We start from the raw sequence: 15,130 nt of genomic DNA on the forward strand, positions 1-15,130 counted from the left end.
GGTCCGCGCCGGCATGGCCGGCGGCGAGCAATAACAACGCAACTGATACAGCTGATACCGCTGACACTGGACGCGGCGCGGGCAGGCCCGGCCGCGCTTCACGCTAGAACTCGAACATCAGCGACGCGGCGAACACGGTGTGCTGCGTCTTCAGGCTTTCTGGTTTCTTGAGCGGCCAACCCAGCGACAGGTCGTAGCTGGCGTTGACCGCATTGGCAAGACCGGGCATGGTCACGCGGCCGCGCAGGCCGGCGACGGAACCGACCAGGGTGCGGCCGGACAGGAACTGGGCCGACTGCCCGCCGACCCGGCCCACGTCCAATCCGACGTAAAGCTGCTGACCCAGGTCGCCAAGATTCAGCGACAGGTCGTTGCGCAGGCTCCAGCCGTCTTCGGCGGCCAGCGTCATCTGGCCGTCGAAACCGCGCACCGCGTAGCGGTTGCCGATGGTGAAATAGTCGGACGGCACGATGGCCGTCTTGGCGTGCTGGATCTGCCAGTTGGCCTGATAGGCCAGCTGCTGGCCGGACAGCTTGAACGGCAGGTACAGCCCGGCGTTGGCCGTGAGAATGGTGCTGCGTCCGTTCCAGTCGGGATCGCCGTACACGTAACCGGACTGGTTGGACCATTGCGGCAAAGTGCCGCGCACGCCGCCGCCGATGTCCAGCGCGGCCTGGCCCACGTAGTGGCGATGCCCGTAGCTGAATTCATAGCCGGTGACGTCGCGGCGCTGCACCTCGATGTCGATGTCGTTGATCGTGCTGTTGACCCGCTTGCGCAGCAGCTTGAACATCACGGTGCCCTTGTAGGTGCTGCCGCGATACGGCACCACGGACACGCCGATGTCCACCTGTTTGGTGGTGCCGGCATAGATGATGGGCTCGTCGAAACCCGCCACGGTCTGGCGATAGCGCGAGCGGCTGGCGCTGGCGAACAGCGTCCAGTAGCCGAAGGGAATGCTGTAGTTCACGGACCCGGCGCGCGTGGCGGCGTCGTCGCGCCCGAAGGCGGCGTTGCTGTTCCAGGAGACCGAGAACTGGTCGTACAGGAACAGCGGCGAATCCAGCGTCAGGCCGGCGTTGATCTGCTCCTTGCCGGTGGATTCCATGCCGGCGTTGTCGCCGCCGATATACGCGTGCCAGCGCTTGCCGGTGCCGGGCTTGATGACGATGTCGGAATCGCCCAGCTCGGGGCCCGGCGCCACGTCGATGGAGGCGTCGGCCTGGCTGCCCAGGCGGCGGATGTTCTCCAGGGCCTGGTCCAGGTCGCGCTGGTTCAGCTCGCCGCCCGGCCCGGTCGGCAAGGCGGTGCGCCACCAGCCGGCCGCGCCCTCGCTCTGCACCGCCGAGATACGGCCCGGCACGTAGCGCAGCGTCAGCGTGCCGGCGGCCAGCGATTGCTCGGGGACCAGCACGCGCGCGGTGACACGGCCCTGGTCGATGAGCCGGGCGTGCAGGTGCTCTTGCAGGGTTTTGAGGCCCAGCCCGCCCACGCAGGGGCCGACGGCCGTGGCGGCCAGCTTGCGCAGGTCCGCCGGCGGCAAGGCGCCATCCCAGACGACTTCGCGCAGGACGAAGCAGGGGCTTTCCTGGGGAAACACCAGCGGCCCTTCGCCGGCGGCCGGCGCCTCGGGCGCGGACAGGACGTCGGGCCGCTGGGCGGCGCGGGCGCGCTGCGCCTCCAGCTCCTGTTCCTGGCGGCGTTGGATTTCGCTGGCACGGGCGGCGGCTTCAGCGGGCGTCTGCTGCGCGGCCGAGGGGAAAGCAAGGAACGCCATCAATGCAGCCGACAGCGCCACTCGACGGAAACCCTTATGCCGGAGGGTTTTCCGCCTGATATGACGGGTACGCATTTGTTTCTTATTGAAATAAAAACCGACTACGTTTTATTTGACGGAACTGTATTGCCGGAACTTAAGGCTTGAATATGTCGAAAAATAAAAACTTTTGAATTAATAATTGGCGACAATATCGGAAGTTGTATGTTTTTTATCATTTCTTACCAAGTTCGCACCCATTGGGCGAGAATTCGGATTGGTTACAACCTACCGAGAAACACGGTGGAGTTCCATCGGACTGGTCTCAAAGTGCACTAGGGAGAAACCCGAAGCAGCGCCACGCTCCGGAACGGTCCATGACCCTGTGCCACAATCGCGCCCATGCCCATGGACAACCGCCTGCTCCCCTCCGCCCTGGCCGCCCAGGCCGCCGAACTTCCCCCCGCATGGCAAGCCGCTTTCGCGGTGCGCGCCGTGGCTGACGCGCTGGCCGCCGTGACCGCTCATATAGAGCAACGCCTGGCCGACGGCGCGGTGGTCTATCCGGCCACGCCGTTCCGCGCACTGCATGGGCTGGCGCCGTCGGACGTGCGGGTGGTGATCCTGGGCCAGGATCCGTACCATGGCCCAGGGCAGGCGCAGGGGCTGGCGTTCTCGGTGCCGGACGACTGCAAGCGGCCGCCCAGCCTGCGCAACATCTTCAATGAGATCGCCCAGGAATTCCCCGGCACCCCCGTGCCGGCCGGCAATGACCTGAGCCCCTGGGCCGACCAGGGCGTGCTGCTGCTGAACACGGCGCTGACCGTGGAAGACGGCCAGCCCGCCTCGCACGCCAAGCGCGGCTGGGAAACGGTGACGGACGCGCTGATCGCGCTGGTGGCGCGCGACCCCTCGCCCAAGGCTTTCCTGCTGTGGGGCGCGCACGCCCAGGCCAAGCAGGCGTTGCTGCCCGGCAACAGCGGCCATCTGGTGCTGATGTCCAATCACCCCTCGCCGCTGTCGGCCCGCCGCCCGCCCGTGCCCTTCCTGGGCTGCGGCCATTTCGCGGCGACCAATCGCTGGCTGGTTGACCAAGGGAAAAACCCTATTGATTGGGTACTGGACAAAAAAATAATTCCCAGGCAAGGCGAATTCGGGTTATGATCGCCGCACTGCACAAAACGAGTTCGGCATCTACCGCGTTGATTTAGCGGATTTTTTTGCAGTCTGCCGGGCAGCCTCTCGCCCTGGCCCATGCCGAACATCATCGATTCCTGACCTCCTTTCCTTTCGCCCTGCGTTCCCGGCAGTTACATGGAACGCGTCACGCGCACGGTTGATTCGGTCGGCACGATGCTCCATCAACCGTCGCCCGGATCGCCGCCCCTACCTTCGGCCCGACCTGGCAATGCGCCGCTTTGACCGCGGCAAGGGAAAGTTATGTCTTTCGAAAACCTCGGCCTCGCGCCTGCCCTGTTGTCCGCCGTGCAAGACGCCGGCTTCAGCACCCCCACCGCCGTGCAGGCCGCCGCCATTCCCCAGGCCCTGGCCGGCCATGACCTGATGGTGTCCTCGCAGACGGGCAGCGGCAAGACCGCCGCCTTCATGCTGCCGGCGCTGCACCGCATCGCCCAGATGCCCGCCAACAAGGGCGTCGGCGTGCAAGTGCTGGTGCTGACCCCGACCCGCGAACTGGCCTTGCAGGTCACCGACGCCACCGCCACCTACGGCCGCAAGCTGGCCGACCTGCGCACCGCCACGGTCGTGGGCGGCATGCCTTACGGCGCGCAACTGAAGGCGCTGTCGCGCCGCGTGGACGTGCTGGTCGCCACCCCCGGCCGCCTGATCGATCACCTGAACGCCGGCCGCGTCAAACTGAACACCGTGCACACGCTGGTGCTGGACGAAGCCGACCGCATGCTGGACATGGGCTTCATCGAGGACATCGAGACCATCATCGGCCGCCTGCCGGAAAGCCGCCAGACGCTGCTGTTCTCGGCCACGCTGGACGGCACCGTGGCCAAGCTGGCCGCCCGCATGATGCGCGAACCGCAGCGCATCGAGATCGCCGGCGCCAAGGAGAAGCACACCAACATCACGCAAAGCCTGCTGTACGCGGACGACGCCAGCCACAAGATGCAACTGCTGGACCACGTGCTGCGCGACGCCTCGCTGGATCAGGCCATCGTCTTCACGTCGACCAAGCGCGGCGCCGACGATCTGGCCGACCGCCTGGCCGACCAGGGCTTTGCCGCCGCCGCCCTGCACGGCGACATGAACCAGCGCCAGCGCACCCGCACCCTGACGCAACTGCAGCGCGGCCAGCTGCGCATCCTGGTGGCCACCGACGTGGCCGCCCGTGGCATCGACGTGCAAGGCATCAGCCACGCCGTGAACTTCGACCTGCCGATGCAGGCCGAGGACTACGTGCACCGCATCGGCCGCACCGGCCGCGCCGGCCGCAACGGCCTGGCCTACACGCTGGCCACGCACTCCGAGCGCCACAAGGTTCGCCGCATCGAGCACTACATCGGCCAGTCGATCACGCCCGAAGTCATCGCCGGCCTGGAACCCCAGCGCACGCCGCGTCCGTCCACCGGCGGCCCGCGCGGCGGCAAGCCCTTCGGCAAGCGCCCCGGCGGCGGCTACCAGGGCAACCGCGAAGGCGGTTACCGTGGCGACCGCGAAGCGCGTCCGTCGCGCCCGTTCGGCGACCGTCCCGCTTTCGGCGACCGTCCGCAACGTGAAGGCGGCTTCCGCGCCGAGCGTTCGTTCGGCGACCGCCCGCAGCGCGAAGGCGGCTTCCATGGCAAGCCCTCGTTCGGCGACCGTCCGCAACGCGAAGGCGGTTTCCGCGCCGAGCGCTCGTTCGGCGATCGCCCGCAACGCGAAGGCGGCTTCCGTGGCGGCGACCGCCCCTACGGCGACCGTCCGCAGCGCGAAGGCGGTTTCCAGGGCAAGCCCTCGTTCGGCGACCGTCCGCAACGCGAAGGCGGCTTCCGTGGCGGCGAACGTTCCTACGGCGACCGTCCCAGCTTCGGCGACCGCGCCCAGCGCGATCCGCGTCCGTTCAACGAGCGCGGCCCGCGTGAAGGCGGTTTCCGTGGCGGCGACCGCCCCAGCTTCAACGACCGCGCCAGCTTCGGCGACCGTCCGCAGCGCGAAGGCGGTTTCCACGGCAAGCCCTCGTTCGACAAGCGCGACGGCGGCAAGCGTTTCAGCAAGCCGGCAGGCGCGCGCCGCGGCTAAGCCCCGCTCGCGGGCGCGGCATCAGTCGCGCCTCGCCAGCTGAAAAACACCCCAGGCATCGGATGATTTCCGACGGCTGGGGTGTTTTGCTTTGGGAGGCTGAATCCGCCGGCGCGCCGGCGACGCATGGCGCGATGCCGGCTATGCGCCGCCCGCGCCCAGCAGCATGCTGATCTTGCGGGCCACGCTTTGCACCAGCGGAATGATCTCGTGCATGCGCGCCTCGTCGGTGTAGGCGTCCGTGCTGGTCACGCTGATCGATGCGACGATGGCGCCGCTGGCATCGCGCACGGGCGTGCCCACGCAGCGGATGCCGTCGACGTTTTCAGCCAGGTCGAAGGTGTAACCCTTGGCCGCATAGACCGCCATCGCGGCCAGCCATTCATCCAGCGGCAGGCGTCCGCCCATGCCCTTGGCGGCTTCCTGTTCGTAACGCTGTTTCCACGCGGCGGGCCCCTGGTCCAGGATCAGCGCCTTGCCCACGCTGGTGCTGCATACGGGCTTGCGGCCGCCGATGCGCGTGTTGACCTCGATGGGCCGCTGGCCGCCGATCTTGTCGAGATAGATGATGCCTTCATCTTCATCCAGCGCGGCCAGGTGCACGGTGTCCTGCGTCTGGGCGGCCAGCTCTTCGAGCAAGGGCCGCGCCGTCGTGGTGATGGCGGAGTCGCGGTAGGCCATGAAACCCAGCTCGACCAGCCGGCTGCCCAGTCGATAACCCTTGCGCGGCTCGAAGCGCAGATAGCGTATCTGCACCAGCGCCGAGGCCAGCCGGTGGGTGGTGCTGAAGGCGATGCCGGTCCGGTCGGAGATGTCCTGCACGCTGCGGCAGCCTTCGGCCACCGCGCTGACCACGTCGAGTCCTCGGAACAGGGTCTGGCTGGCAAGCGGCTTGGCTGTCTTGGCGGCCTTTTCGGCCTTGACGGTCTTGTCGACGGAATTTTCGGTCATGTGCTGAGCAGAGGGTGACGGAACGTGAGGCATCGACGGCCAGCGGCGCCGGCGGCGCCGATGCGACACGCGTCCTGCGCGTCACGTATCCAGCGGTTGCCCGGTACGGTCTTTGGTGAAGCCGACCGCGATCAGCGACACCGCGGCGCAAAGGACGATGAAGACCGCCACCGGGACATAGCTGCCATCATAGCGGGCCAGCAGGGCGGTGGCGATCAGCGGCATCGGTCCGCCGACCAGCGCCGCGCCCACCTGATAGCCGAGCGAAACGCCGGTATAGCGCACGTTCGGCGGAAAGCTCTCGGCGAAGAACGTGCCCAGCACGGAGCCGTAGGTGGACCAGATGATGGAAAAACCCAGCACCACGGCGGCCGTCGCGATCAGCGCCGAACCCTGGTTGAGCAGCCAGAAATACGGCAGCGCGTAGAGGGCGATCGCCACCGTGCCGCACGCGAACACCTTCTTGCGGCCAATGCGGTCCGACAGGGCGCCGAAGTACAGCATCACCGGCACAGCGATCAGCGCGGCGACCAGCACCACGTTCAGCGCCTGGACGCGCGGATAGCCCAGGCCCACCAGATACGAGATGGTGAAGGTGGCGAAGAGAAAGAAGGTGCTGGTCTCGACGAACTTGGCGCCGATGGCGATCAGCACGGCGCGCCAATGCCGGGTCAGCGTCTCCACCAGCGGCATCTTGCGTTCACCGGCATGCTTGGGATTGTCCCGGGCTTCGGCGGCCACCTTGCGGAAGGACGGCGTTTCCTCGACCTTGTTGCGGATCCACATGCCGATCAGCACCAGCACGATGGACAGCACGAACGGAATGCGCCAGCCATAGGACAGGAAGGCTTCCTCCGAGAACAGCGCGCTCAGGCCCGAGGTGGCGAAGTTGCCCAGCGCCAGGCCGAACAAGGCCCCGGTCTGGGGCACCGCGCCAAAGAAGCCGCGCTTGTGCGCCGGCGAGTACTCCACGGCCAGCAATACGCCGCCGCCCCATTCGCCGCCCAGCGCGAGTCCCTGCAGCAGGCGTAGCAAGGTCAGCAGGATGGGCGACCAGATGCCGATGCTGGCATAGGTCGGCGTCAGGCCGATGAGCACCGTGGACAGGCCCATGATGGACAGCGTGATCACCAGCGTCTTCTTGCGGCCGACGCGGTCGCCTACATGCGCGAACACGATGCCGCCGATGGGACGGATCAGGAACGCCAGCGCGAACGAGGCCAGCGCCAGCAGTTGGCTGGTGACCGGATCGCTCGACGGAAAGAACAGCTTGCCAAAGACGATGGACGACATCGTTCCGTAGAGGAAGTAGTCATACCACTCGATGGTGCTGCCGACCGCGCTGCCGAACAGCGCGCGCCGGCGATCGGCCTCGCTGACCGTAACGGCTTCCGGACGGGCGTGACTGCCCGCCGGCCTGTTGCCCATGGCCGGGCCCGATTGTCTTGTCGACATGAAGTACCTTGCTTGTCTCGTTGATATTCAAATTGTGGGCATCCGCGCGGCGGCCGGAACCGGCGCGCGGATGCCAGGCGGCGCCTGGCGGATCAGGCGCGCTGCTTGAGGATGTCCAGCGCCACGTCGACGATCATGTCTTCCTGGCCGCCCACCATGCGGCGCTTGCCCAGCTCGACCAGGATGTCCACGGTCTTGAGCTGGTACTTGGCCGCCGCCGCCTCGGCATGGCGCAGGAACGAGCTGTATACGCCCGCATAGCCCAGCGCCAGCGTCTCGCGGTCCACCCGCACCGGACGGTCCTGCAGCGGACGGACGATGTCGTCGGCCGCGTCCATGAGCTTGTAGAGATCGGTGCCGTGGTTCCAGCCCATGCGGTCGATGGCGGCGATGAAGGCTTCCAGCGGCGCGTTGCCCGCGCCCGCGCCCATGCCGGCCAGGCTCGCGTCCACGCGGTCGCAGCCTTCCTCGACGGCGACGATGGAATTGGCCACGCCCAGGCTCAGGTTGTGATGGGCGTGCATGCCGGTCTGCGTTTCGGGCTTGAGCACATCCTTGAAGGCGCGGAAGCGGTCCCGCACGTCCTGCATGCCGAGCGCGCCGCCGGAGTCCACCACGTAGCAGCAGGTCGCGCCGTAGCTTTCCATGAGCTTGGCTTGCCGCGCCAGCGCCTGCGGTTCGGTCATGTGGCTCATCATCAGGAAGCCGACGGCCTCCATGCCCAGATGGCGGGCGTACTCGATGTGCTGGCGCGAGACGTCGGCCTCGGTGCAATGCGTGGCCACGCGCACCACGCGCACGCCGGCGTCATAGGCGTTCTTCAGGTCGTGCACGGTGCCGATGCCGGGCAGCAACAGCGTGGCGATCCTGGCGTGTTTGACCTCGCTGGCCACGGCCTCGATCCATTCCAGATCGGTGTGCGCGCCGAAGCCGTAGTTGAAGCTGGAGCCCTGCAGGCCGTCGCCGTGCGCGACCTCGATGGAATCGACCTTGGCCTCGTCGAGCGCCCGGGCGATGCGCCGGGCCTGTTCAACACTGTACTGGTGGCGGATGGCGTGGCTGCCGTCGCGCAGCGTCACGTCGGAGATATAGATTTTCTTGGCTTGGTTCATCGTCTGTCACCGCCCTCAAACAAGCGCCGCGGCCGCCAGCATGCGGCGGGCCATGTGTTCCGCGGTGCGCAGGCCCGCGCTGGTCATGATGTCCAGGTTGCCCGCATAAGCAGGCAGGTAATGGGCCGCGCCCTCGACTTCCAGGAAGATCGAGGTCTTCAGCCCGGTGAGCGCCTCGCCCACGCCGGGCAGGCGCACGGGCGTGTCGATGCGGTCGAACTGCACCTTCTGCTTCATGCGATAGCCGGGCACGTAGGCCTGCACGGCGGCGGCCATGTCCTCGACCGAACGCGCGATGGCGTCCTCGTTGGCCAGTTCGCTCAGCGTGTAGACGGTGTCGCGCATGATCAGCGGCGGCTCGGCCGGATTGAGCACGATGATGGCCTTGCCGCGCGTGGCGCCGCCCACCGCCTCGATGGCCTTGGACGTCGTTTCGGTGAACTCGTCGATATTGGCGCGCGTGCCGGGGCCCGCGCTCTTGCTGGAGATCGACGCCACGATTTCACCGTAGTGCACCCTGGCCACGCGCGATACGGCCGCGACCATCGGGATCGTGGCCTGGCCGCCGCAGGTCACCATGTTCACGTTCAAGGCGTCCAAGTGGTCCTCGCCGTTGACCACGGGAATGCAGTACGGGCCGATGGCGGCCGGCGTCAGATCGACCATGCGGATGCCGGGCTTGAGCGCGCGCAGGAATGCGTCGTTCTTCACGTGGGCGCCGGCGCTGGTGGCATCGAACACGAAGTCGATGTCCTGGAATACCGGCAGGCGCGCCAGGCCTTCGACCCCTTCATGCGTGGTGGCCACGCCCAGCCGCGCCGCGCGGGCCAGACCGTCCGATTGCGGGTCGATGCCGACCATCGCCCCCATTTCGATGTGCTGGCCATGGCGCAGGATCTTGATCATCAAGTCCGTGCCGATGTTGCCGCTGCCGATGATGGCGGCCTTGAGTTTGCGTTGGGCTGTGGACACTTGGCTCCTTCCTTTCTCCGAACACCGTCGTGGGTTTCCTGTTTCCTTATTGGCCGGAGTGTAGGTAGGTTTTTTTAAATTATCAATATATAAGTATTGATCTCATATAGTGAGTATTTAGAGAAAACCATCGCAGGACGACCTACCGGTCCCCTGACAGTCTTGCCAGTACGGGCGCATGCCGCCCCCCGGCTAAAATTCCCGGATTCCTCACATGGCCGCTACATGCAACGCCCCGCTCCCACCAATCTCCCGCCCCTGGATCCCGCCTCCCTCGAACACAGCGCCGCCGCGGCCGATCATCTGCGCGCGGCCATCCGGGCCGCGTCCGGCTGGCTGCCGTTCGACCACTGGATGGCAGAAGCGCTGTACGCGCCAGGGCTGGGCTACTACGCGGCCGGCAACGTCAAGCTGGCCGACCCGGCCGACGCCGCCGCGCTGCCGGCGGGCGACTTCGTCACCGCGCCGCAGCTCACGCCGCTGTTCGCGCGCACGCTGGCGCGCCAGGCCGCCGACGTGCTGGCGCAGACCGGCACGTCCGCCGTGCTGGAATTCGGCGCCGGCACCGGCGCGCTGGCTGAAGGCGTGCTGCGCGAGCTGGACGCGCTGGGCCAGGCGCACACCGACTACCTGATCCTGGAAGTGTCGGCCGACCTGCGCGCGGTCCAGGCCAAGCGGCTGGCGCCCTTCGGTGCGCGCGTGCGCTGGCTGGACGCGCTGCCGGCGTCCTTCTCGGGCTGCGTGCTGGCCAACGAAGTGCTGGACGCCATGCCGGTGTCGCTGTTCCGCTGGAGCGAAGACGCAATGCCGCTGGAACGCGGCGTGGCCTTGGGCGCTCACGACGAATTCGTCTGGGAAGACCGCCCGGCCAGCCCCGCGCTGGCGGCCGCGCTGGCCGGGCGCATGCCGGCCCTGCCCGGCTATGTATCCGAGATCAATCTGCAGGCCGAGGCCTGGATCGGCGCGATGGGCGGCTGGCTGGAACGCGGCGCGGCGCTGCTGATCGACTATGGCTTTCCGCGCAGCGAGTACTACCATCCGCAGCGCGCGGGCGGCACGCTGATGTGCCATCTGCGGCACCACGCCCATGGCGATCCCTTCACCGCGCCGGGCCTGCAGGACATCACCGCCCACGTGGACTTCACCGCCATGGCCGACGCCGCGCAGGCGGCGGGGCTGCAGGTGCTGGGCTATACCTCGCAGGCGCGCTTCCTGATGAACGCCGGCCTGATGGAGCTGCTGGCGCAGCTCGACCCCTCGGATGCGGCCGCCTATGCGCGCGCCGTCGCGCCGGTGCAGAAGCTGCTGTCGGAAGCCGAGATGGGCGAGCTGTTCAAGGTGCTGGCGGTGGGCCGTGGCATCACCGCGCCGCTGCGCGGCTTCGCGCGCGGCGACCGGCTCGGCAAGCTCTGAACCTGGGCGGCAACCCTGGAGAAGCCGCGCGCCACGCTGCGCGGCGGTTTGACGGCGCGTCCCGATCGTGAAGACGCGCCCCCGCCTTGAAGACGCCTCCCGGCCTCAGTTCGCCGGCGACGCCAGCGCTGCCAGGCTCGCCAGCCGGGCCTGCCTGACCCCTTCCTTGATGCGCGCCGGATCGCCCGCGCAGGCGCGCGCGATGGCGCCGGCGTCCACGCCGCGCGCCGCGTCCACGCGAGCCTGCCATGCAGCGTCATCAACGGTCCGCAGCACGGCGGCCGCCTGAATCAGATCCATGAAGCGTTCGGGCTTGCGCAACGCGTCGGCGCGCTCGATCAGCGCCAGCTGCGCATTCGCGCCGTCCTGTCGGTCGACCGCCTCCAGGCCGGACAGCATCTCCGGCAGCAGACGCGCGCAATCATTGCATTCGGTGGGCACACGCAGACGCCGGCCCAGGGCTTCGCGCTCGGGCGTCAGCCGGCACATCAGCGCATAGCGCGACGCCAGCGGCAGGCCCAGCGTGGCGGCCCGGTCCACGTCCGCGCCCACGGCCGCCGGCTCCCGCAATTCCGGCATCACCCGCGCCAGCGCGCCGGACTGGTGCAACACGTCCAGCATGCGCGACGGCTTGGCGGTCATGAGGCCGCGCGACAGTTCCTTCCACACGCGCTCGGCCACCAGCGCGTCGGCCTCGCCGGCCTCGACCATGCGGCGGCACAACGCCAGCGTCTCGGGCGCGATGCTGAAATCGGCGAAGCGCGCCGCGAAGCGGCCCAGCCGCAGGATGCGCACGGGGTCTTCCTCGAAGGCCTCGCCCACGTGGCGGAACACGCGCGCGCGCAGGTCGGCCTGGCCGCCCAGCGGGTCGACCAGCTCGCCATCGGGCTTGCGCGCAATGGCGTTGACGGTGAGATCGCGGCGGCGCAGATCGTCTTCCAGCGTCACGTCGACACCGGTATGGAAGGTGAAGCCCTTGTAGCCGTGGCCGGACTTGCGCTCGGTGCGGGCGAGCGCGTATTCCTCTTTGGTGCGCGGATGCAGGAACACCGGAAAATCGCCGCCCACGGGCATGAAGCCCCGGCGCGCCATATCCTCGGGCGTGGCGCCGACCACGACCCAGTCCTGATCGCCGGCCGGCAGGCCCAGCAGGGCGTCGCGCACCGCGCCGCCCACGATATACACCTGCAGGCCCTGGGTTGCGGGGTCCTGCGTCATGGCAGCGTGGTGCTTTCGGCGCCCAGGGGCACGACCTTGCCCAGCCGCTCCTTCAGGGATTGAGGCTGGCCGCTGAACATGGCCGCGTAATAGACGGAGTTCGACATCACGTTCTTGACGTAGGTGCGCGTCTCGTTGAACGGGATGGTCTCGGCGAAGATCGCGCCCTCGACCGGATGCGTGAAGGTGGAACGCCAGTTGTGCGGCCGCCGCGGGCCGGCGTTGTAGCCGGCGCTGGCCAGCATCTGCGAACCGTCCAGATCGCGCAGCACCATGTTCAGATAGTTGGTGCCCAGCTCGGTGTTGGTGTCGAAATCGTTGACGCTGGCGGGCGTGAAATCGGTCATGCCGATCTTGCCCGCGACCCATTTGGCGGTCGCCGGCATCAGCTGCATCAGGCCCGACGCGCCCACGTGCGAGCGCGCGTCCATGATGAAGCGCGATTCCTGGCGGATCAGGCCGTAGACCCAGGCCGGGTCCAGCGCGATGGCGTTGGCCTTGGCCGTGACGCGGCCCTCGAAGGGCGCGATGAAGCGCTGGCTGAAATCGAATTCCTTCTCGGTGCGGTCCGAGGTGTTGACCACACGGTCGTAGATGTTCTCGGCGCGCGCCAGCTCGGCGGCCGCCATCAGCTGGCGGTCGCTCATGCCGCGCAGCGCGAAGTTCCATTCAGGCACGGCCTCGGCGCGCCAGCCCAGCCGGAACAGCTGCACGGCACGGCGCAAGCCAGGGTTGGCGCGCGCCTCGGCGATCTCGGCGTCGGTGATCGGCGCGGGACGCGGCGGCACCGTGATGCGGCGGCCCAATTCCTCGGCGGCCAGCTGGCCGTAGAAGTCGAAGCGGTCGGCGATGCTGGCGTAGGCGGCCTGGGCCTGGTCCTTGCGGCCGGTGGCGGCCAGGCCGCGCGCCTTCCAGTAGACCCAGGAGGTGTCGGCGCGCTGGGCCGGCGGCATCTCGTCGATGGACTCGATGACCCACTTCCAGTCGATCTTGGGCTGGCGCAGCGCCGCCCGCACCTTCCAGCCGGCGTTGTACTCGGTCATGCGGATATGGCCGGCCTCGTGGTACCAATCGTTGGCGCGGCTGTCCAGGTTCAGCGCGGCGGCCAGCGCGTACTGGCCGCGCACCCAGGCGAGATTGGACTTGGCCATGGACTTGGCCCATTCGCGGCGCAGGTAGGAATCGGCCACGCTGACGTCGGAGCGGGCCAGGCGCGCCAGCGCGATGGTCACCAGCTCTTTCTCGTTGCGGCCCACCGGCAGGCGGTCCTGCCGGGTGAGCCACTTCATCGGATCCTTGATGAGCAGGTCGTAGGTCTTCTGGTCGCGCGGCTCGAACATGTACTGCACGAACTTGCGCGCGTCGGTGGTCTTGTTGGCCTCGATGGCGTCGCGCAGCTGCGGTTCAAGCTCGTCCCAGCCCAGGACGCGATCGGCCACCAGCTGGTCATACAGGCCCCAACAGGCGGTGCCGGGCTGGAACACGGCCATGGCCTGGGCGGCGGTGGCGCGCTGACCGCTCATGTGCTTGGCGTCGAGGATCGCGCATTCGATCTGCGCGTTGCTGTTCTTCACCGGCGCCAGCTTGCGCACGGTGTCGAAATCGCCGCTGCGGGCGGCGGCCAGCAGCCAGTCGCCGCGCAGGCGGTCGGCCAGGTAGGCGTCGGGGTTGCCGCTGATGAAGCGCTGCAGGTCGGCGTTGGGCCGCCCGCCGGCCGGCGGCGACCACAGCTGGTAACGCAGCAGCCAGTATTCCGGGTACATGCCCAGCGGGTCGGACTTGGCCTGGGGCACCAACGCGCCCAGCACCGACCACTGCTTGCGGTTCATGGCCTCGCGCGCGGCCTGGACGGCGGCCAGCGCGGGCGTGTCGTTGGTGGGCGGCAGGCCGGCCAGCACGGCCGGCGGCACGGCGATGGCGGGCTGCGACGCCTGGGCGGCGGGCTGGGGTTGCGGATTGACCGAGGCGCTGCGCTGCTGCGCGTCGACCGGCGCGCAGGCGGCGGTGAACAACGCCAGCAACGGCAGCCAGCGGCGCAGGCCGGCGCCGGCCTGGGCCGCGTCGGCGGCGGACGCCGGCCGCGCGGATTTCTGATACCGTCCGGATTGCAGGGCGTGTGCCATGGGTGTCTTCCTCACGTGCCAGCCTTGTTCTGCGCCTGGTCGCAGGCCTGCATTCTTGCTTTCATTTTCCACCCTCGTTACCGCTACCGCATGACTACGCAAAATACTCCAGAGGATACCGCAGTCCCGCTGCGCGCGCGATTGCGCCAACTGCGCGCCAACCTGCCGGAAAACCAGCGCAGCCGTGGCGGTCTGCTGATGCGCGCAAGGCTGTTCACCTGGCTGAACGCCGCCCGCGACGAAGCGGTCAAGGCCGGCCGCCGCGCGCCCTCCATCGTGGCCGCGTTCTGGCCCATGGAGGACGAACCCGACCTGCGCCCGCTGCTCGAGCAATGGGTGGAAGCCGGCATCACCGTGGTGCTGCCGGTGGTGCGCGAACGCAACGCCCCGCTGGCCTTCCTGCCCTGGACGCCGGACGCCCCCATGCGCAGCGGCGCTTACGGCATCCAGGAACCCGCCGCGGGCGACGAACTGCCGCCCGACGTGGTGCTGGCGCCCACGCTCGGCTTTACCCAGTTTGGCGACCGCGTGGGTTACGGCGGCGGCTACTACGACCGCACGCTGGCCGCGCTGCGCGACGGCGGCCAGCCCTTCACCGCCATCGGCATCGCCTGGAGCTGCGGCGAGCTGGACGCCGACTACGAGCCGGCCGAACACGATTACCCGCTGGACGCCATCCTGACCGAGGACGGCTGGGTGCCCGAGGCGCCGCTGTCGCAACCCGGCAAGGGCGGCACGACGCTGTTTTCCTATCGGCTCGGCTGAGCCTGGCCCCGCCCCGGGGCCCGCGCCGCGCACCATTTCCGCCCCGCACCCTTGCACCAAAACGGTGCGATCTGTAACATCAACCGTCGGCAGGCCCGCCGAACGCGGGCCTGCAC

General features: G+C 68.3%; 11 protein-coding genes. 4 read left to right on the forward strand and 7 right to left on the reverse strand.

The annotated features are described in order from the left end of the window. Window positions 1-103: 103 nt before the first annotated feature. Window positions 104-1,777, reverse strand: a complete 1,674-nt coding sequence (locus tag AC6LJ5_RS22585; RefSeq protein ID WP_498141679.1) for a ShlB/FhaC/HecB family hemolysin secretion/activation protein — start codon at window positions 1,775-1,777, stop codon at window positions 104-106. Window positions 1,778-2,158: 381 nt separating this feature from the next. On the opposite strand from AC6LJ5_RS22585, the gene AC6LJ5_RS22590 reads away from it, so the two are divergent. Beyond that, entirely contained in the window at window positions 2,159-2,920 is a 762-nt protein-coding gene (locus tag AC6LJ5_RS22590; RefSeq protein ID WP_498141680.1) for a uracil-DNA glycosylase, read from the forward strand. 276 nt (window positions 2,921-3,196) lie between these two features. Further along, window positions 3,197-5,005 (forward strand): DEAD/DEAH box helicase, encoded by a 1,809-nt coding sequence (locus AC6LJ5_RS22595; protein ID WP_498141681.1) that lies wholly within the window; start codon window positions 3,197-3,199, stop codon window positions 5,003-5,005. 141 nt (window positions 5,006-5,146) lie between these two features. On the opposite strand, the gene AC6LJ5_RS22600 is transcribed toward AC6LJ5_RS22595, so the two are convergent. The 4 genes from AC6LJ5_RS22600 to AC6LJ5_RS22615 all read right to left on the reverse strand — a co-directional run bounded on the left by AC6LJ5_RS22600 (window position 5,147) and on the right by AC6LJ5_RS22615 (window position 9,495). Next, a complete protein-coding gene (locus tag AC6LJ5_RS22600) occupies window positions 5,147-5,956 on the reverse strand; it encodes an IclR family transcriptional regulator (protein ID WP_498141682.1) in 810 nt (269 codons plus the stop codon). A gap of 81 nt (window positions 5,957-6,037) precedes the next feature. Next, the gene (locus tag AC6LJ5_RS22605) at window positions 6,038-7,411 is read right to left on the reverse strand and encodes an MFS transporter (protein ID WP_498141683.1); all 1,374 of its coding nucleotides are present in this window, start codon (window positions 7,409-7,411) and stop codon (window positions 6,038-6,040) included. Between the two features lie 92 nt (window positions 7,412-7,503). Continuing rightward, entirely contained in the window at window positions 7,504-8,523 is a 1,020-nt protein-coding gene (dmpG, locus tag AC6LJ5_RS22610; protein WP_103271559.1) for a 4-hydroxy-2-oxovalerate aldolase, read from the reverse strand. Window positions 8,524-8,538: 15 nt separating this feature from the next. Continuing rightward, window positions 8,539-9,495, reverse strand: a complete 957-nt coding sequence (locus tag AC6LJ5_RS22615) for an acetaldehyde dehydrogenase (acetylating) (RefSeq protein ID WP_392412169.1) — start codon at window positions 9,493-9,495, stop codon at window positions 8,539-8,541. Between the two features lie 225 nt (window positions 9,496-9,720). On the opposite strand from AC6LJ5_RS22615, the gene AC6LJ5_RS22620 reads away from it, so the two are divergent. Continuing rightward, on the forward strand, window positions 9,721-10,908 hold the full coding sequence (locus tag AC6LJ5_RS22620) for a class I SAM-dependent methyltransferase (protein WP_498141684.1): 1,188 nt from the start codon (window positions 9,721-9,723) through the stop codon (window positions 10,906-10,908). Between the two features lie 105 nt (window positions 10,909-11,013). On the opposite strand, the gene AC6LJ5_RS22625 is transcribed toward AC6LJ5_RS22620, so the two are convergent. Continuing rightward, window positions 11,014-12,126: a tRNA nucleotidyltransferase/poly(A) polymerase-related protein gene (locus tag AC6LJ5_RS22625; protein ID WP_392412165.1), complete on the reverse strand. Its 1,113-nt coding sequence runs from the start codon at window positions 12,124-12,126 to the stop codon at window positions 11,014-11,016. Then, a complete protein-coding gene (locus AC6LJ5_RS22630) occupies window positions 12,123-14,249 on the reverse strand; it encodes a lytic transglycosylase domain-containing protein (RefSeq protein WP_498141685.1) in 2,127 nt (708 codons plus the stop codon). The genes AC6LJ5_RS22625 and AC6LJ5_RS22630 overlap by 4 nt, the downstream gene beginning before the upstream one ends. A 90-nt stretch (window positions 14,250-14,339) precedes the next feature. Here AC6LJ5_RS22630 and AC6LJ5_RS22635 point away from each other — a divergent pair, with 90 nt between their 5' ends. Further along, entirely contained in the window at window positions 14,340-15,014 is a 675-nt protein-coding gene (locus AC6LJ5_RS22635) for a 5-formyltetrahydrofolate cyclo-ligase (RefSeq protein ID WP_498141686.1), read from the forward strand. Window positions 15,015-15,130: the final 116 nt, after the last annotated feature.

It is taken from the genome of Achromobacter sp. 1011791174 (assembly GCF_059760925.1).